This window comes from Peptacetobacter hiranonis, assembly GCF_008151785.1.
In the GTDB taxonomy this organism is placed as follows: Bacteria; Bacillota; Clostridia; order Peptostreptococcales; family Peptostreptococcaceae; genus Peptacetobacter; species Peptacetobacter hiranonis.
Genome location: NZ_CP036523.1, coordinates 2,309,818 through 2,328,367, shown reverse-complemented (window position 1 = coordinate 2,328,367; position 18,550 = coordinate 2,309,818). Strand labels below are relative to the sequence as shown.

17 protein-coding genes are annotated in these 18,550 nt (G+C 32.1%); 15 read left to right on the top strand and 2 right to left on the bottom strand.

Going from position 1 to position 18,550, the window contains the following annotated elements; all coding sequences use genetic code 11:
* Window positions 1-16 precede the first annotated feature (16 nt).
* From KGNDJEFE_RS10830 to KGNDJEFE_RS10820, 3 genes are all read left to right on the top strand, one after another.
* Window positions 17-1,609, top strand: coding sequence for a SpaH/EbpB family LPXTG-anchored major pilin (locus KGNDJEFE_RS10830; RefSeq protein ID WP_006440564.1), 1,593 nt, complete (start codon window positions 17-19; stop codon window positions 1,607-1,609).
* Between the two features lie 121 nt (window positions 1,610-1,730).
* Entirely contained in the window at window positions 1,731-2,606 is an 876-nt protein-coding gene (locus KGNDJEFE_RS10825; protein ID WP_006440565.1) for a class C sortase, read from the top strand.
* The gene (locus tag KGNDJEFE_RS10820; protein WP_040410604.1) at window positions 2,593-3,375 is read left to right on the top strand and encodes a hypothetical protein; all 783 of its coding nucleotides are present in this window, start codon (window positions 2,593-2,595) and stop codon (window positions 3,373-3,375) included. Before KGNDJEFE_RS10825 ends, KGNDJEFE_RS10820 begins: the two co-directional genes overlap by 14 nt.
* 66 nt (window positions 3,376-3,441) lie before the next feature.
* Here KGNDJEFE_RS10820 and KGNDJEFE_RS10815 read toward each other — a convergent pair whose 3' ends face one another.
* Entirely contained in the window at window positions 3,442-3,786 is a 345-nt protein-coding gene (locus tag KGNDJEFE_RS10815; protein ID WP_006440567.1) for a hypothetical protein, read from the bottom strand.
* An 8-nt stretch (window positions 3,787-3,794) separates the two neighbouring features.
* Window positions 3,795-4,043, bottom strand: a complete 249-nt coding sequence (locus KGNDJEFE_RS10810; protein WP_040410605.1) for a hypothetical protein — start codon at window positions 4,041-4,043, stop codon at window positions 3,795-3,797.
* Window positions 4,044-4,222: 179 nt separating this feature from the next.
* Between KGNDJEFE_RS10810 and KGNDJEFE_RS10805 the strand changes: the two genes are divergently transcribed.
* From KGNDJEFE_RS10805 to purB, 12 genes are all read left to right on the top strand, one after another.
* A complete protein-coding gene (locus tag KGNDJEFE_RS10805) occupies window positions 4,223-4,966 on the top strand; it encodes a YkgJ family cysteine cluster protein (RefSeq protein WP_006440569.1) in 744 nt (247 codons plus the stop codon).
* 47 nt (window positions 4,967-5,013) lie between these two features.
* Entirely contained in the window at window positions 5,014-5,958 is a 945-nt protein-coding gene (locus KGNDJEFE_RS10800) for an MBL fold metallo-hydrolase (RefSeq protein WP_040410606.1), read from the top strand.
* Window positions 5,959-6,052: 94 nt separating this feature from the next.
* Window positions 6,053-6,856 carry a GTP diphosphokinase gene (locus KGNDJEFE_RS10795; RefSeq protein ID WP_006440571.1) on the top strand — a complete coding sequence of 268 codons (804 nt, stop codon included), beginning with the start codon at window positions 6,053-6,055 and terminating at the stop codon, window positions 6,854-6,856.
* Between the two features lie 5 nt (window positions 6,857-6,861).
* Window positions 6,862-7,554, top strand: coding sequence for a metallophosphoesterase (locus tag KGNDJEFE_RS10790; RefSeq protein WP_006440572.1), 693 nt, complete (start codon window positions 6,862-6,864; stop codon window positions 7,552-7,554).
* A 34-nt stretch (window positions 7,555-7,588) separates the two neighbouring features.
* Window positions 7,589-8,155: a 5' nucleotidase, NT5C type gene (locus KGNDJEFE_RS10785; protein WP_006440573.1), complete on the top strand. Its 567-nt coding sequence runs from the start codon at window positions 7,589-7,591 to the stop codon at window positions 8,153-8,155.
* A 14-nt stretch (window positions 8,156-8,169) separates the two neighbouring features.
* Window positions 8,170-8,661 carry a hypothetical protein gene (locus KGNDJEFE_RS10780; protein WP_006440574.1) on the top strand — a complete coding sequence of 164 codons (492 nt, stop codon included), beginning with the start codon at window positions 8,170-8,172 and terminating at the stop codon, window positions 8,659-8,661.
* A gap of 423 nt (window positions 8,662-9,084) precedes the next feature.
* Window positions 9,085-10,365 (top strand): adenylosuccinate synthase, encoded by a 1,281-nt coding sequence (locus KGNDJEFE_RS10775; RefSeq protein ID WP_006440575.1) that lies wholly within the window; start codon window positions 9,085-9,087, stop codon window positions 10,363-10,365.
* Between the two features lie 131 nt (window positions 10,366-10,496).
* Window positions 10,497-11,900: an amidophosphoribosyltransferase gene (purF, locus tag KGNDJEFE_RS10770; protein ID WP_006440576.1), complete on the top strand. Its 1,404-nt coding sequence runs from the start codon at window positions 10,497-10,499 to the stop codon at window positions 11,898-11,900.
* Between the two features lie 19 nt (window positions 11,901-11,919).
* Window positions 11,920-12,990: a carbamoyl phosphate synthase small subunit gene (locus tag KGNDJEFE_RS10765; RefSeq protein WP_040410607.1), complete on the top strand. Its 1,071-nt coding sequence runs from the start codon at window positions 11,920-11,922 to the stop codon at window positions 12,988-12,990.
* The gene (gene carB / locus KGNDJEFE_RS10760; RefSeq protein WP_006440578.1) at window positions 12,990-16,196 is read left to right on the top strand and encodes a carbamoyl-phosphate synthase large subunit; all 3,207 of its coding nucleotides are present in this window, start codon (window positions 12,990-12,992) and stop codon (window positions 16,194-16,196) included. The genes KGNDJEFE_RS10765 and carB overlap by 1 nt, the downstream gene beginning before the upstream one ends.
* A gap of 117 nt (window positions 16,197-16,313) precedes the next feature.
* Window positions 16,314-17,024 carry a phosphoribosylaminoimidazolesuccinocarboxamide synthase gene (gene purC, locus KGNDJEFE_RS10755; RefSeq protein WP_006440579.1) on the top strand — a complete coding sequence of 237 codons (711 nt, stop codon included), beginning with the start codon at window positions 16,314-16,316 and terminating at the stop codon, window positions 17,022-17,024.
* 64 nt (window positions 17,025-17,088) lie between these two features.
* On the top strand, window positions 17,089-18,519 hold the full coding sequence (gene purB / locus KGNDJEFE_RS10750; protein WP_006440580.1) for an adenylosuccinate lyase: 1,431 nt from the start codon (window positions 17,089-17,091) through the stop codon (window positions 18,517-18,519).
* Window positions 18,520-18,550: the final 31 nt, after the last annotated feature.

The following is an 18,550-nucleotide window of genomic DNA, read 5'->3' as shown; positions in this document are numbered from 1 at the left end:
TTAGAGGTGATTATTTATGAAAAAACTCAAAAAATTTCTAGCCATGATGATCTCTATGGTAATGGTATTATCTATGGCTACAGTAGGCTTTGCTACAACTGGAAAACAAGGAAGTGTAGAAATAGGATTAAGTGGTACAGATAAATCAGCTAGTGGAAATCATACAGTTAAGATGTATCAGATACTTAATCTTGATTCATATAAAGGAACTAAGTATTCTTATTCTGTAAATACTGAGTATAGCGAAGTAGTTAAATCAGTATTGCAAGATTTACAGGTAACAGTTAATGATAATACAGATATTATAGCTGAAATATTAAAATTAAAAGATAGTGATAAGCTACAGACTTTTGCAAATAAATTTGAAGAAACTGTAAGTGGAAGAACTGATTTAACTCCTGAAAGAACAGGGATAATAGATTCCTCAAAAGGTAAGTCAACGACTGTGAAAAATTTAAATATGGGGTATTATTTAGTAGTATTAGATAATGCAAAACAGATACAAGCAAATCTTGTAACTATTAAAGATACAGGTAATAACAAAATAGAGTTAAAAGCAGAAACACCAAGTATAACAAAATCAGCTGATAAACTTGATGTAGAAATAGGTGAAATAGTAACGTATACAATACCTGTAGAAATACCTAAAAAATTATCAGATGATATGGTATATAGAATTACCGATACACTTTCTAGTGGACTAGATTTTGTTAGTTTCACAGATCTAAATACTGAAGTAACAAAGGGTACACTTATAATAGATGTAGATGGAAATACTACTCCGAAAGAAGGTATAACATCAATTGTAGGAGGAAAAGATGGAAATAATCCTAGAGTCTTAACTATAGATTTATCTGAATATATAAAGAATAATCAAGCTCAAGTAGGACAAACATTAACAATAAAATATAAAGCTAAAGTAAATGCAAATGCTTTAGTAAAAGAAAATAATAGTGCAAAACTAGAATATGGTAAAAATCAGAATAGTATAATAGAAAATAAACCATCAGAAGTAAAAACACCAACATTCCCAATTCATATAAACAAAGTTGATGATGGTAATCACATTCTTCCAGGAGCAAAATTTGAATTATACCGAAAAGATCCAACAACTGTAAAAGAAGGAAATGATCCTATAAAAGTTACTGCTTCTAATCCTGATCCTGATCCTAAGGGTATATACAAGATTGATTCAAAGGGTAGTATTACTGAAATGGAAACCTTAGGGACAGAGATAAATAATTCTAATTTTGGTAAAAATGGTGGATTCAACCTTGTTGTAAATGGTTTAAAAGCTGGAACATATTGGTTAAAAGAAACAAAAGCTCCAGATGGATATAACATACTTAAAAAACCTATAAAAATAACAATAACAAATAATATTGAAAATATAGGGGTAGATAATGATGGCTATACTATATCACTTGAAGGAGCTCCAGAGGGCGTAAATATTGCACCAGATAATCCTAATATAATAAAAATAGTCAATACAACAGGTCAAAAACTGCCAGAAACAGGTGGTACAGGAACATTACTACTAACTGCAGTAGGTGCTCTATTAGTAGCAGTAGCAATGATAAGATTCATGAGAAGAAAACAGGAAAACTAAAAAACAAAATAAATAAAAAATCACAAGGGGAATAAAATCCCCTTGTGGTTATAATTTCAATACTTAGAGGAATTAACCTATCAGATTAACTGTTCTAAATATTGAAATTAAAGGAGAAAAAATGAAAAAACAAAAACCTAAAAAAAAGAAAAACAAAAAACAACTCATAGCAGACATACTAACAATGATAATACTTATAGCTGGGATACTTATAATCGCATATCCGTCAATAAGTAACTACTTATATATAAAAAGTAGCTCAAAAGTCATAGATACTTACAATAAATCTATAGATACTAACGAAGTAGAAATGAAAAAGAAATTCAATAATGCTATAATATACAACCATGGATTAATAACAGATGAAGAGATAACAGATCCATTCTCTACACCAAAAGAAACTGATGCAATTTATGAAAAGCAGCTTGATGTAAATGGTAGTGGGATGATGGGAACTATAGACATTCCAAAGATAAATATGGAAGCTCCTATATATCATGGCACTAAAGAAGTTGTCCTTCAAGCTGGTATAGGTCATCTATATGGGACATCACTTCCAGTAGGTGGAAATAGCACCCACTCGGTACTAACTGGTCATAGAGGTTTGCCAAATAAAAAGCTATTTACAGAATTAGACCAGATTGAAGAAGGAGATAGATTCTATTTAAAAATACTTGGAAACAAAATTGCCTATCAAGTAGATCAAATTTTAACAGTACTCCCAACAGAAACATCAGCACTAGGTATAGTTAAGAATATGGATTATTGTACATTGGTTACTTGTACTCCATATGGTGTCAATTCACATAGATTACTTATAAGAGGAGAAAGAATACCTTATTCTGAAGAAGATTATCAAAAAGATAAATTAAAAGGTAAAATGAATATATTATTTGAATTAGCTATATTAGCTTTAGGAATACTAGCTATAATAATATTTATGTATATTTATAAAAAAAGACAAAAGAGAAAGGTGGATGAAAATGGGAAAAAATAAATTTATAAAAAGAATAGTTATGTTTATTGTTTCAATATTGGTAATTTCATCGCCTATATTTGAAAGAATTTCTTACGCATCAGGTAGTAAAACTGTTGTAATCAATAGTCATTCTTACAATGAAAATAATAATAAAATAGCAATATCGGGCGCTGAATTTTATTTATATAAAGTTGGAGAATATAATGGAGATAAATATGTTTTAACAGATGATTTTAAAAAGGTTTGGGCAGACATAAACAGCAGTGTTGCAAAAGATGAAATGGAAGCTGCTAACATATTATATAAATATGCTAAAGATAACAATATAAAAGGTCGATTAGAAATAACAGATTCAAATGGTAAAGCTGTCTTTTCTGGTTTAGGTGATGGTGTATATGTAATAGCTCAAGAAGGAAGTGTAAAAATTGGTAATATGATATACAGCTCAAACCCATTTTTAGTAAAATCTCCATCTCACTTTGAAGACGGAAATACTATAGTTGTAGAGCCTAAATATGGTATAGATGAGGATCATACTCCGGATAAAACTGAGAACCCACCTGATAAGGATGAGGAAAATCCACCAGATAAAGAGGAGAACCCACCTGACAAAGATGAGGAAAATCCACCGGATAAAAATGAAAATACCCCAAGTAATGGAGATGGAGGTAAAGAAAAAAAGGTAAGAACTGGTGATGAAGGTATTTTAAATACAGTAATATTATTTCTTGTTGCCTTTATAATGTTTATTACTATAAACAAAAGGAAAAACTTAAATAAAAAATAAATAAATAAAAAATAATAACCCTAGTCAATAAAATAAATATATCATTGGCTAGGGAATTTTTTTATTTTATAGTGGATCAAATATTCTGTTAAAAGATACTTTTTCATATTCATTTTTTATTGAAATTGTAGAGTGAGAAAAATCTATCTCAAAATTAGCAAATGCAGACAGTAAATCTATATCTCTAAGCATATGCACTGTCATATCATATCCTTCCTTATCTATTCTCAAGATAATCGCCCTAACAAATGGAAACTGGATACGAGAGCTAAACATTCTGCTATCAGAGGCATCTATATCTACACTTCTGTAGTTTATATCCACAAAAATATCAATATCCTCATCAGACTCTCTAATAACTCTAAACTCAAAATCAGAATCGAGCCTTAAATTTCCGATATTATAAATCATCGAATCACCTATCTCTTTTTAAGGAATTTAGGTCCTAAATATTTTTTAATTTCTTCTTCTGGAGAGAAGTCATCTATTAGTATTTCTTTTCCAGTATCTTCAAACACTACTAAAACTTCACAATCTCCCTGTAAGAAGAATTTTCTAACTGTTTCTTCCTTAACTTCTCTAACTTTAACGATATTTTTCTTTTCCTTTTCGAAGTCTTTAGTATAATAACTTCCCATCATATTTATATATTTTGTATATCTGTTCATAATGTCCTCCTATAAGTATTTCTAAATTTATAAAAATTTTTATCATTAATAATATAATTATACGAAAAAGCTCTTAATCAAGCAATATAAATTGAAATATGCATAATTGATGGAATATATGTAAATTAGGCTAATATATGTTAAAATAAAAGAATCAAACATTACAAAGGGGTATTGAGATGGCTAGTATAAAAAGAGATGAAATAGAAAAATCTATAGCTTATGCTGAAAAAAATGGCATATTTGAAAAATTAAATAAAATATACGATACAGTACCTTCAGGAAAATGTGAAGGTTGTGCAAAATGCTGCATGGAATCCGTTGGAATAAACTTAACTGAGTTTTTAAATATATACAAATATCTAAAAGAAAGACCTGAAATATACAATAAATACATCGACAAGGTTTTGGACTATTACTTCATGGAATATAAAGAAAAGAAACCATGTCCATTCCTTGATGAAAACAAAAGATGTGCAATATATGAGGTTAGACCATTAAACTGTAGAATATTTGGTCACTGGTACAAGAGCGACTACAATTTAAACCTAGACTCTATAAAAGAAAAGAATAGAGATTACAGAGATCTTATGAAAGCTAGATACGGATTTGAAATAAATGAAGATGTAGTCGAGTATAGGATAGAGTACTGCGAAAAATTCATCCCAGATAATGGAGAAAGACTATCTAAAGAAGAAAGACTTTCTTACCTAGACCAGATAATGATATTGGATTCTCAGATATATTCAAAAGGAATGATAGACATAGACTTTAGAGATAGAGGAATAGTGGAGTACTTTATAGATTCATTATTCTTTACAGATACGTCATATAATATGAAGATAAAAATTTCTCAGGACTTTGATAAAGGCGAAAAGGTCTTAAAAAGAATTAAAAAGATAGTAGCTGTAGGTAAAAAGTAGTATTAGTTTAGATACTAAAATTAAGAAAATAGAGAAGAGTGGTAGAAATGAAAAATATAGCAAAAAATACATACTTTATAAAAGGTGGGACAAATACTGGTGTATATACATATGGAAATAATGCTGCAATAATAGATCCAGGACTTGCTGGTGCTAGACCCAAAAGGATACTAAAAAAGATAGAGGATGCAGGTTTTGAATTGAAATATATACTAAACACACATGAGCATGATGACCATTATGGTGGATGTGGGCAAATTAAAGAGCAAAAACCATCTGTAATCAACGTATCATCAGCTTATGGAAGTCTTTACATAGAAAATCCAATACTTTTCCCTACATATATAGTAGGTGGAAATAGCTGTGAGATAATGATTAACGCATCTAAGATGAAGGAAAGAGATATAACTACTGTAGATAAGGTAATAACAGAGGGAATATTTGACCTAAATACAGGTGAGTGTATAGAGGATGATGAAAGAACTCTTAGTGAAAACGAGATAAGAGTAGTTGACTTAAAAGGTCATACTGAGGGAAGTATGGGATTTTTAACACCAGATGGAGTATTTTTCATAGGGGATTTACTTGTTGGAGAGGAAATGCTAGATAAATTTGACTTTCTATTTACATTTGACGTTACAAAACAGTTAAAATCATTAGATAAACTTGAATCAATGGAATACGACAAGATAGTATTAGGACACTCTAGAGAAATTATAACGAGAGAAGAGTCTAAAGCTCTTATAGAAAAAAATAGAGCGGCTGTTATAAAGTATATAAATCAAGTAAAAGAAATTCTATCTAAAGAAGAGCTTGGATACGATAAGCTTTTAAAGCATATAATAATAGACAATGATTTGAAGTGTAATTACAAGGAGTATCATTTCTTTAAATCAGCACTTGTATCTCTAGTGGCGTATCTATTAGATAATGGAGATATAGATTACAAAATAGAGGACGGAGAATTATTATATTTTTTAAAAGAAAATTAGATTTTAGAACAAATTATCCTAAAATATGATAAAATATACAATGGTAAATTTTTAAAAACTTTTTTAAAAAAAGAATAAAAGAGGAGGGATAATTATGCAGTATGAAGATTGGAAAGCCATACTAGCTCCCTACAACAATGCAGTAGAAGAACTAAAGGTAAAATTCAAAAATATAAGAAAAGAATTTTTAGAAAGAGGAGATTATTCTCCGATAGAATTTGTAACAGGTAGAACTAAAAAAATAGCATCTATAGTTGCAAAAGCTAAAAAATTAAATGCTACAGATATAGAAGCTGAGATTGAAGATATAGCTGGTATAAGAATAATGTGTCAGTTTGTTGAAGATATATACACAATAGTTGATCTTATCAGAAACAGAACTGATATGACTATCATAAATGAAAAAGACTACATAAAAAACTACAAGGAAAGTGGTTATAGAAGCTACCATGTTATTATAAGCTATCCTATAAACACTGTAGATGGCTCAAAAGAAGTAACATGTGAGATACAGATAAGAACACTTGCGATGAACTTCTGGGCTACTATAGAGCATTCACTAAAATATAAATACGAGCACTATATACCAGATACATTAGCGGTAAGACTTAGAAGAGCAGCAGATGCAGCTTTCTTATTAGACCAAGAAATGGGTGAGATAAGAGAGGATATTATGAATGCTCAGTCTATGTATCGGATGAGAGAATTAGCTGTTAAGGATGTACTTGATAGAATTCAGGAAGTCAGAGAATTAGGATATACAAACAACGCTATACAGTATCAGAGAAGATTGGATATGATCCAGAATTCTATGGAAGACGTAAAAGAGATACTACAGCTTAAAGATGAAATAGGTAGCAAAATAGAAGAAATAAAAAATCATAAAATGAAGGAATAAATAATATGAGCTTATATGCAATAGGAGATTTACACCTATCTTCTTCTGTAGATAAACCTATGGATATTTTTGGTGATAAGTGGAAAAATCACGACGAAAAAATCAAAAATAATTGGGAAACTACAGTCAAAGAAGACGATGTTGTTTTAGTTTTGGGTGATGTATCGTGGGGGACTAAGATGAAAGATGCACAGTCTGACTTTGATATGATACACAATCTTCCAGGACAGAAGTTCTTTATTAAGGGGAATCACGATTATTGGTGGACTACAGCTACCAAGTTGAATAAAATGTACGACGATATGAAGTTTATTCAGACAGGATTCTTTACATATAAAGATTATGCAATCTGTGGTGGAAGAGGTTGGATTTGTCCAAATGAGTTTAAATTTACTGAAGAAGACAAGAAAATTTACGATAGAGAAGCGATAAGAATAGAAATTTCGCTTAAAGAGGCTAAAAAGGCTGGATATGAAAAAATAATAGTAATTACACATTATCCGCCGACTAACGACTCTTTAGAGGATTCTGTTTTTACAGATTTATACGAAAAATATGGAGTGGAGAGAGTTTATTACGGACATCTTCATGGAGAAGAGTCGTTTAAAACAGGTCTAAAAGGTATTAGAAATGGTATAGAATACAATCTAGTATCTGCAGATTATATTGATTTTATGCCTATCAAGGTTATGGATTAATTGAATTTAAAGGAAAGAGTGAATTAGATTTAAAATGGGTATAAATATAGGTATAGATATAGATGGAACGGTAACAGATCCTTATGGATTTATACCGTTTTTAAATGAGATTTTTGGAAAAAACATAACAAAAGAGCAATATACTACACTTGATTGGGAGCAGCTTTATGGAACTGTTGAAGGAGATTTTTATATAAATTTCGACAATAATTACAGCTATACGTATGAAGCTGCAGAGCCAGCAGAGTTTGCAGTAGATGTAATAAAAAAGCTCGAGCAATCTGATGATATAAATGTATACTTTGTAACTGCTAGAAGAGAGTGCTTAAAAGAAATCACTGAAAAATGGTTTGATAAGTACGGAATAAATGCAGACAATATATATTTATTGGGGCCAGTCAAGAAAAGTGGAAAAGCACTTGAATTGGGATGCAATATTTTTATTGAAGACGATCCAAACAATGCTATGGATATAGCAAAAAATGGAATTGGTGTTCTTTTGATTGACACAAACTACAATAAAGATGTAGAATGTGATAATATAACTAGGGTAAGAAATTGGAAAGAGATTGATGAATTCATCTCCAATAAGCTAAAATAAAGGGGGTAGAAAAAATGGTTTCTTTAAAGCTAATGAATGACAATGGAAAGATACAGGTCAAGAGTAGAGATATAAAAGACTTACTTTTGATGAGTGACGATATAGAAAAATGTCAGGATATATCTGATACTATAAAAGAAAAAGATATATTAGTATTTGATTGCCAGCTTACAAAAGATTTATTTTTAGCTAGCAAATATGATACAGATCCAATAGTTAGTTCTCTTACAGAAGGGTTAGAAGAAGGATATTTTGATATGTTCTTTGAAGATATAAGAGATTATATAAAAGGATTTACAGACGAATTTGAAGAGGATTTACAGGAAAAATATGGATTCGACGATGTAAGATGTCATTTTGAAATATACAGTATAGGTCAGGATTTTGATGATTTTAAATTTATACTTTTAGTAGCATTTAAAAGAATTGAAATACAGAAACTAGATAGTATAGTTAAAATAGTTGGAAGAAGACGGCTTTCAGGAGCTTCAAAATTCTATAGTTAGTTAATAAAATGGAATTGACTGCAAGGTTATTATATACCTTGCAGTTTTTTTGTGGCTTAAAAGAAATAAATACGTTTTATTTTACAAAAATATTAAATATATTTCGTTATATAACGAATATTTATGATAAAATTTCAAAAATATTTTTGTATAATGTTTTCCTCGATTGACATATTAGTTGATAGAATGATATAATAACCTAGATTTGAACATGAGGGTGTTTATCAGGGGAAAAGGGTAATTTTTTAAATTCATTTGGGAATTTTTATACCCTTCTTTTGGTAAACACCTTTTTTGGGGCGAAAAATAGAAAGTTCATCTAAACCACATTTTGAACTAAGAAAAAAATGGGTAGTAAAGTACTATTGAGTACTTTCAATATTGTCATTATCGCAGTAGGGCGGTAGAAAGGATAGGTAATATATGTTAACAGCTATAACAGGAATAAACTGGGGAGACGAAGGAAAAGGAAGAATGGTAGACCTTCTTTCAGAAGATTACGACGTTGTTGTAAGATACCAGGGTGGAAACAATGCGGGACATACAGTAATAAATGAAAAAGGAAAATTCGTTCTTAATCTACTTCCATCAGGAATATTAAGAGAAGATGTTGTAAATGTTATGGGGAACGGTGTAGTAATAGATTTAAAACATCTTCATGGAGAAATGGGAAGATTAAGAGAAGCTGGAATAAAAATAACTCCAGCAAACTTAAAAATAAGTGATAGAGCTATAATATGTATGCCATATCACGTTCAGCAGGACTGCTTAGAAGAAGAAAGATTAAAAGACGCTAAGTACGGTTCAACAAGAAGAGGTATAGCTCCAGTATACGGAGATAAATACATGAAAAAAGGTATAAGAATGGGAGATCTTCTTGATAGTGAAGAAAGCTTAAAAGCTAAAATAGCAAATATAGTTGAATGGAAAAACCTTATGATAGAAAAAGGTTACGAATCTGAAAAATTAGATGCAGAAGAAATGTTTGCATGGATAAAAGAGTACGGATATGAATTAAAAGATTATATATGTGATACAGGTCTTTTCATAGATAAAGCGGCTGTAAATGGTAAAAATGTAATGTTTGAAGCACAGTTAGGTGCTTTAAGAGATATAGATTTTGGTATATATCCATTTACATCTTCATCATCAACTATAGCTTCTTATGCACCAATAGGGGCTGGTGTGCCAAATAGAAAATTAGACCTTACTGTAGGTATAATGAAAGCTTACTCTACTTGTGTAGGTGAAGGACCTTTCACAGCTGAATTATTTGGAGATGAAGCAGAGCATTTAAGAAAAGCTGGTAACGAATACGGTGCAGCTACAGGTAGACCAAGAAGAGTTGGTGGATTTGACGTTTTAGCATCTAAATACGGTGTTAGAATGCAGGGTGCAGATGAAATAGCACTTACTAAATTAGACGTTCTTTCATACATGGATAAAATACCAGTATGTGTAGGATATACTTTTGAGGGAAAAGAATTAGATGTATTCCCAATAGGGGAAAAATTAGAAAATGCTAAACCAGTTTATGAATATGTAGATGGATGGCATGAAGATATATCTGGTTGCAGAAAATTAGAAGAGTTACCAGAAGCAGCTAGAGAATACATAAAATATATAGAAAAAGCTGTTGGGTGCAAGATAAAATACGTTTCAGTTGGAGCTGAAAGAGAAGAATACATAGTAGTACCAGACTAGTATTTTTTGCATCGTTGCAGACAATTTGAGAATAATGGGATATGTTTTGTAAATTTTTACAGGGCATATCCCTATTTAAAAGAAAAACTATAAAGTAAATAAAAACTATATCAAAAAAGAGGAATAGAAGAATGGAAGAAAAGTTAAGAGAAGAATGTGGAGTTTTTGGGATAAGAACCAAAGAAAATGATTCAGCTAGTATGACTCATTCTGCACTTATGGCACTTCAGCACAGAGGTCAGGAAGGTGCAGGAATAGCATCGTTAGTTGGAGAAAAAATAAATTTATTTAAAAACAAGGGATTAGTAAGCGAGGTATTCTCACCAAAGGATATAAGCGACTTAGGAGATGCTGAAGTATCTATAGGACACGTTAGATACTCTACAACAGGCTCTAACTCAAAGGCAAATACTCAGCCAATACTAGCGGAGTATTTAAGGGGAAGGGTTGCAGTTGCTCACAATGGGAATATTGTCAACTCAATGGAAATAAGAAAAGGTCTTGAAAAAGAAGGTTGTATATTTAGATCTACTAATGATAGTGAATCTATAGCGAAATTAATCGCATTTGAAATGCTTACAGAAAAAGATGAATTAAAAGCTATTGAAAAAGCAGTTGAAAAACTAGAAGGTGCATTTTCACTTGTTATAATGACATCTCAAAACAAGTTAGTAGCTATAAGAGATGGATGGGGATTTAGACCTCTTTGTATAGGTAAGGGTGAAAGTGGTATAGCTGTAGCATCTGAAAGCTGTGCATTTGATAGTATAAACTATGAATTAATTAGAGATATTGAACCGGGAGAAATGGTCGTAATAAACGAAGACCTTTCTATAGATAGCAAAATGATATTAAATAGAGAAAAAAAGGGCTCTTGTATATTTGAGTATGTATACTTTGCCAGAACAGACTCAAACATAGATGGATTAAATGTATACGATGCAAGAATAAACATGGGAAGAGAACTTGCAAAAGAATTCAAAATAGACGCAGATGTTGTATGTGGTGTGCCAGATAGTGGAATAGAGGCAGCCATTGGATATGCAAAAGAAAGCAATATGCCTTTTGAATTTGGATTTGTAAAGAATAGATACATTGGAAGAAGCTTCATATTCCCAACACAAGAGCAGAGAGAAAAAGCGGTTAAACTAAAATTAAATCCTCTTGCAAGTAATTTAAAAGACAAGAGAGTAATACTTATAGACGACTCTATAGTAAGAGGAACTACAAGTGCTAAGATAATCAAAAATGTAAGACGGGCAGGTGCTAAAGAGGTGCATATGCTTGTATCTTCACCTATGTTCAGACACACTTGTAACTTTGGAACAGACATAGATAGCGAAGAAAATCTAATAGCAAATAAAATGGAATTAGAAGAAATCAGAAAAAGCATAGGCGCTGATTCACTAGGATTTATAAGCATAGAGGGGTTAAAGAAAGCATGTGGAAAATGTTGCAGAGATTTCTGTACAGGATGCTTCGATGGAAATTACCCTCTTATAATAGAAAACTACAGCAAATCACAGTTTGAATAGAAAAAAGGAGGCACTAACTTTGGAAAAGAAAATCAACTTAATTCTTGAAAATGGAAAGATTTTTGAAGGAAAATCTTTTGGACGGGAAAAGGAAATAACTGGCGAAATAGTATTTACTACTGGAATGACAGGATATTTTGAAACACTTACAGACCCAAGTTACTGTGGGCAGATAGTTGTTCAGACATTCCCACTTATAGGAAACTACGGAATAATAGAAGAAGATGCCGAAAGTAGAGGTTCTTTTGTAAAAGCGTATATAGTTAGAGAGTACTGTGAACATCCTTCTAACTACAGATGTGAAGGTACACTTGATGAATACCTTAAAAAGAACGATATACCAGGAGTATACGGTATAGATACAAGAGAACTTACAAGAGTACTTAGAGAACATGGTACTATGAAGGCAAAAATAACTTCTGAACCAGTTAAAGAGAATGAAAAAATAGATGTAGAATACTTTGATATGGTTGAAGCAGTTACTTGTAAAGAGTCATTTACTGATAAAGTGGAAGATGCTAAGTATAACGTAGTATTATGGGATTTCGGTGCTAAGAGAAATATAAGAAGAGAATTATTAAAAAGAGGATGCAATGTAACAACAGTGCCTGCATCTACAACAGCTGAGGAAATAAAAGCATTAAATCCAGACGGAATAATGCTATCTAATGGACCTGGAGATCCAAAGGACAATGTAAAAATAATAGAAGAATTAAAAGAACTATGTAAGGCAAATATACCTACATTTGGAATTTGTTTAGGTCATCAGTTATTAGCTCTTTCTCAGGGAGGAACTACTATTAAATTAAAATATGGACACAGAGGTGGAAATCAGCCTGTTAAAGACCTTTCAACAGGAAGAATATACGTATCAAGCCAGAATCATGGATATGCAGTTGACAATGATGAATTACCTAAAAATGCAGAATTATTATTTACAAATGTAAATGACGGTACTTGCGAAGGAATAAAATACACAGATATGCCAGTATTCTCAGTACAGTTCCATCCAGAAGCTTGTGGTGGACCACAGGATACAGCATATTTATTTGATAGATTTATAAGTTTAATGGAAGGAGTTGAGATATAATGCCTAAAAATAACGACATACAGAAAGTACTTTTAATAGGTTCAGGACCTATAGTAATAGGACAGGCAGCGGAATTTGATTATTCTGGAACACAGGCTTGTCAGGCTTTAAAAGAAGATGGAAAGGAAGTTATACTAGTTAACTCAAATCCAGCGACTATAATGACTGACAACGCAATGGCTGACAAAATATATATAGAGCCACTTACAGTTACTACATTAAAAAGAATAATAGAAAAAGAAAGACCAGACAGTATACTTTCTACATTAGGTGGGCAGACAGCTCTAACTCTTTCAATGCAGTTAGCTAAAGAAGGATACCTAGAAAAAATGGGTGTTAAGCTTCTTGGAGCAGATCCAGAAACAATAGATAAAGCTGAAGATAGACAGATGTTCAAAGATACAATGCTTGAAATAGGACAGCCTGTAATACCTTCAGAAATAGTTGAAGACCTAGATTCTGCTGTAGAATTCGCAGGAAAAATAGGTTACCCAGTAATAGTTAGACCAGCGTTTACTCTTGGAGGAAGCGGTGGTGGAATCGCAAACGATGAGGAAGAATTTAAAAAGATTGCAGAAAATGGACTTAGATTATCTCCAATAACACAGATATTAGTTGAAAAATGTATATCTGGATGGAAAGAAATAGAGTTTGAAGTTGTAAGAGATGGAGCAGGAAATGCTATAACTGTATGTTCAATGGAAAACTTTGACCCAGTTGGAGTACATACAGGAGATAGTATAGTAATAGCTCCAGCGGTTACACTTGCAGATAAAGAATACCAGATGCTTAGAACAGCAGCTATAAAAATAGTTGATGCTATGGGTGTTGAAGGTGGATGTAACTGCCAGTTCGCACTTAATCCAAATAGCGACGAATACGCTGTAATAGAAGTAAACCCAAGGGTTTCAAGATCTTCAGCTCTAGCTTCAAAAGCTACAGGATACCCAATAGCAAAAGTTGCTGCAAAAATAGCACTTGGATATAGATTAGATGAAATAAAAAATGAAATAACTAAACAGACTTACGCATGCTTCGAGCCAGCTCTTGACTATGTTGTTGTTAAATTCCCTAAATGGCCATTTGACAAATTTGTGTATGCTAAGAGAGAACTTGGTACTCAGATGAAGGCTACAGGTGAGGTAATGGCTATAGGACAGAACTTTGAAACAGCACTTATGAAAGCTGTTAGAGGATCTGAAAACAAAACAGATTGCTGTACTCTTCCAAAAGCTGCTGCGTATTCAGATGAACAGGTAAAAGAAGCTCTTCATGTATGCAACGATGAAAGAGTATTTGTAATATACGAAGCATTAAAAAGAGGAATATCTTGTGAAGAAATACATGAAATAACAAAAGTAGATAACTGGTTCTTATATAAAATGAAAAACATAGCAGAAGTAGAAAAAGAACTATCTAAAGGAAATGTATCAGAAGCTACTTATAACGTTGCAAAAAGATACGGATTCTTAAACTCTACAATAGAAAGAATAAGTGGAGAAAAAGTAAATTACTCAGCTCCAGCGTCATTTAAAATGGTCGACACTTGTGCAGGAGAATTTAAAGCAGAAACTCCATACTTCTATAGTTGCTGTGATGAAGTAAATGAAGCGGATGAGTTTATAGAAAGAAAAGGAATAAGAGAGAGAAAAACTGTAGTAGTTCTTGGTTCAGGACCGATAAGAATAGGACAGGGGATAGAATTCGACTACTCTGCAGTTCACTGTGTATGGGCACTTAAAAAAGCAGGATTTGATGTTGTTATAATAAACAACAACCCAGAAACTGTATCTACAGACTTTGATACAGCGGATAGACTATACTTTGAACCACTTACTCCAGAAGATGTAATGAACGTAATGAATACAGAAAAACCTTATGGAGTAGTAGTTGCATTTGGTGGTCAGACAGCTATAAACCTAACTAAGTTCCTAGAAAGTCAGGGAATAAATGTATTAGGATCTAGTGCAGAAAGCATAGATATGGCAGAGGATAGAGAAAGATTTGATGAACTTCTTGAATCTCTACACATAAAAAGACCACAGGGACATACAGTTCTTACAGAAGATGAAGCTTTAAAAGCTGCAAATGAACTTGGATACCCAGTACTTATGAGACCATCTTACGTATTAGGTGGACAGAATATGATAATTGCATTCGGCGATGAAGATATCAAAGAATACATGAAAATAATACTAAAATCAAACAAAAAGGACAACCCAATACTAATAGATAAATACATGATGGGTGTAGAAGTAGAAGTTGATGCTATATGTGATGGAGAGGGTATATTAATTCCGGGAATAATGGAACATATAGAAAGAGCAGGAGTACACTCAGGTGACTCTATAGCAGTTTGCCCTTCATGGAATATAAGTGAAAAACTAAAAGAAAAAATAGTTGAATACTCAAAACAGCTTGCAGTTTCTTTAAAAACTAAGGGACTTGTAAATATACAGTACGTTATATACGAAGGAAAAATATATGTAATAGAAGTAAATCCAAGATCTTCTCGTACAATACCTTACCTAAGTAAAATAACTGGTGTTCCAATGGTTGAGCTTGCAGTTAGAGCAATGCTTGGCGAAAAAATAAAAGATATGGGATTTGGAACAGGGCTATTTAAAGGACAGAAATACTTTGCAGCCAAAGTACCAGTATTCTCATTCGAAAAATTAATAGACTTAGATGTACACCTAGGACCAGAAATGAAATCTACAGGGGAAGTTTTAGGTATAGGTAGAAATCTAAAAGAAGCAGTATTTAAAGGATTAGCAGCTGCAGGATACCATATGGAAAAAGATGGTGGTGTATTTATATCTGTAAAAGATGGAGATAAACCAGAAATAGCAGAAGTAGCTGAAAAATTTGAAAGACTAGGATTTAAATTATACGCTACAGAAGGAACAGCCAAAGTTCTTGAAGAAGAAGGAATGGATGTTACAGTAGTAAATAAAATTCACGAAGACAGAGTAAACAACACAAGTAAGTTAATAGAAAGTGGAGTAGTAAAATATGTAATTTCAACATCTTCTAAGGGTAGAATACCTACAAGAGACAGTGTTAAAATCAGAAGAAAAGCAATAGATTACGCTGTTCCTTGTCTAACTTCAATAGACACAGCAAATGCACTTGCAGAAAGTTTATTAAGTCACTACTCAGAAGAAAATACCAGACTAGTTGATATAAATTCAATATACGTATAAAATTGTAAGTGATGATGAAAACTGCACATATATAATAGAAAATTTAATATATGTGCAGTTTAGAATTTGAACTTATAGAATATTGTGAAATGTATACTTTAAGGGGAGGAAACTAAGATGAATAAAGGAAAAATGTTATATGAAGGTAAAGCCAAAAGAGTCTATGAAATAGAAGGGAATGATGATTGCTTATTAATATCATACAAAGACGATGCAACTGCATTCAATGGACTTAAAAAAGGACAGATAGACGGAAAAGGTGTTATAAACAACAGAATGGCCAACTTTATATTTAAAAAACTAGAAGAAGAAAAGGGAGTAGAAACTCATTTAGTTGAAGAAATTTCAGATAGAGAAACAATAGTTAAAAAGGTGGAAATAGTACCACTTGAAATAATAGTTAGAAACATAGCTGCGGGTAGCTTTTCTAAGAGATTTGGTGTAGAAGAAGGAACTGTACTAAAAAATCCTACATTAGAATTCTGTTTAAAAGACGATGCACTTGGAGATCCAATGATAAACGACAGCCAGATAATGGCAATAGGTGCAGCTACTAAGGAAGAACTATACGCTATAAAAGATATGACAATGAAAATAAATGATTTCTTAATAGAGTATTTCAAACAGGCTGACATAGAATTAGTAGACTTCAAAATAGAAATGGGAAGATACCATGGAAGAATAATTTTAGCAGATGAAATATCTCCTGACACTTGCAGACTTTGGGATATAAACACTCACGAAAAACTAGACAAAGATAGATTTAGAAGAGATATGGGTGGAGTAAAGGAAGCCTATGATGAAGTAATGAGCAGATTAGGAATATAATTTAATCTCATTATATATAAATAACAAGAACACAATAAAAATTAAAATAAAATCGGAGGATAATATGAACGAAATATATCAGTCACCACTAACATCACGTTATGCGAGTAAAGAGATGAAACAGCTTTTCTCTAATGACAAAAAATTCCGTACTTGGAGAAAATTATGGATAGCACTAGCTGAATCAGAAATGGAGCTAGGTCTTGAAATAACTCAGGAACAGATAGATGAATTAAAAGCAAATCAGGACGATATAAACTACGATGTAGCCGTTGCAAGAGAAAAAGAAGTTAGACACGATGTTATGTCTCATGTTTACGCTTACGGACAGCAGTGCCCTAAAGCAGCAGGTATAATACACTTAGGTGCTACTTCTTGCTACGTTGGAGATAACACAGACTTAATACTAATGTATGAAGGTATGGAACTTGTTAGAACAAAATTAGTAATGGCTATAAAAGCATTATCTAAATTTGCTGATGAGTACAAAAGTCTTCCAACACTTGGATTTACTCATTTCCAGCCAGCTCAGCCAACAACAGTAGGTAAGAGAGCTACATTATGGATACAGGACTTATTATATGATTTAGAAGAAATAGAACACTTCCTATCAGATAAAAGACTTCTTGGATCAAAAGGAACAACAGGAACTCAGGCCTCATTCCTTGAATTATTTGAAGGGGATTACGAAAAAGTAAAAGAGCTTGATAAAAAAATAGTTGAAAAAATGGGATATGACAAAGTAATAGCTGTATCTGGACAGACTTACACTAGAAAAATAGACAGCAAAGTTCTTAATATATTATCTGGTATAGCTCAGTCAGCTACAAAATTCTCAAACGATATAAGACTTCTTCAGCACTTAAAAGAAGTTGAAGAACCATTCGAAAAGAAACAGATAGGTTCTTCTGCTATGGCATATAAGAGAAATCCAATGAGAAGTGAAAGAATAGCAGCACTTGCTAGATACGTTATGGTAGATGCTTTAAATCCAGCTATAACAACAGCTACTCAGTGGTTTGAAAGAACATTAGACGACTCTGCCAATAAGAGAATAAGCGTGCCAGAAGCATTTCTAGCAGTAGACAGTATACTAAGCTTATACTGCAACGTTGCAGATGGATTAGTTGTATATCCAAAAGTTATAGAACAGAGATTAATGAGCGAACTTCCATTTATGGCTACAGAAAACATAATGATGGATGCTGTTAGAAAAGGTGGAAATAGACAGGACTTACACGAAAGAATAAGAGTACATTCTCTAGAAGCTGGTAGAATGGTTAAAGTTGAAGGTAAGAAAAACGACTTAATAGAAAGAATAGCAGCTGACGAAATGTTTGGTGTTACTCTTGAAGAATTAAATGAAATACTTAAACCAGAAAAATACGTTGGATGTGCTCCAATGCAGGTTGAAGAATTCCTAAAAAATGAAGTTGCACCAATATTAGAAGCTCACAAAGATGACGAAGAAATGGACAACGAAATAAACGTATAAAAAATAAGGGACTGTTGCATAATAAAATGGT

Bases quoted from the DNA above. Each gene is read 5' to 3' on its own strand.
- KGNDJEFE_RS10830 (WP_006440564.1), top strand. From the start codon at position 17: ATGAAAAAACTCAAAAAATTTCTAGCCATGATGATCTCTATGGTAATG.
- KGNDJEFE_RS10825 (WP_006440565.1), top strand. From the start codon at position 1,731: ATGAAAAAACAAAAACCTAAAAAAAAGAAAAACAAAAAACAACTCATA.
- KGNDJEFE_RS10820 (WP_040410604.1), top strand. From the start codon at position 2,593: ATGGGAAAAAATAAATTTATAAAAAGAATAGTTATGTTTATTGTTTCA.
- KGNDJEFE_RS10815 (WP_006440567.1), bottom strand. From the start codon at position 3,786: ATGATTTATAATATCGGAAATTTAAGGCTCGATTCTGATTTTGAGTTT.
- KGNDJEFE_RS10810 (WP_040410605.1), bottom strand. From the start codon at position 4,043: ATGAACAGATATACAAAATATATAAATATGATGGGAAGTTATTATACT.
- KGNDJEFE_RS10805 (WP_006440569.1), top strand. From the start codon at position 4,223: ATGGCTAGTATAAAAAGAGATGAAATAGAAAAATCTATAGCTTATGCT.
- KGNDJEFE_RS10800 (WP_040410606.1), top strand. From the start codon at position 5,014: ATGAAAAATATAGCAAAAAATACATACTTTATAAAAGGTGGGACAAAT.
- KGNDJEFE_RS10795 (WP_006440571.1), top strand. From the start codon at position 6,053: ATGCAGTATGAAGATTGGAAAGCCATACTAGCTCCCTACAACAATGCA.
- KGNDJEFE_RS10790 (WP_006440572.1), top strand. From the start codon at position 6,862: ATGAGCTTATATGCAATAGGAGATTTACACCTATCTTCTTCTGTAGAT.
- KGNDJEFE_RS10785 (WP_006440573.1), top strand. From the start codon at position 7,589: ATGGGTATAAATATAGGTATAGATATAGATGGAACGGTAACAGATCCT.
- KGNDJEFE_RS10780 (WP_006440574.1), top strand. From the start codon at position 8,170: ATGGTTTCTTTAAAGCTAATGAATGACAATGGAAAGATACAGGTCAAG.
- KGNDJEFE_RS10775 (WP_006440575.1), top strand. From the start codon at position 9,085: ATGTTAACAGCTATAACAGGAATAAACTGGGGAGACGAAGGAAAAGGA.
- purF (WP_006440576.1), top strand. From the start codon at position 10,497: ATGGAAGAAAAGTTAAGAGAAGAATGTGGAGTTTTTGGGATAAGAACC.
- carB (WP_006440578.1), top strand. From the start codon at position 12,990: ATGCCTAAAAATAACGACATACAGAAAGTACTTTTAATAGGTTCAGGA.
- purC (WP_006440579.1), top strand. From the start codon at position 16,314: ATGAATAAAGGAAAAATGTTATATGAAGGTAAAGCCAAAAGAGTCTAT.
- purB (WP_006440580.1), top strand. From the start codon at position 17,089: ATGAACGAAATATATCAGTCACCACTAACATCACGTTATGCGAGTAAA.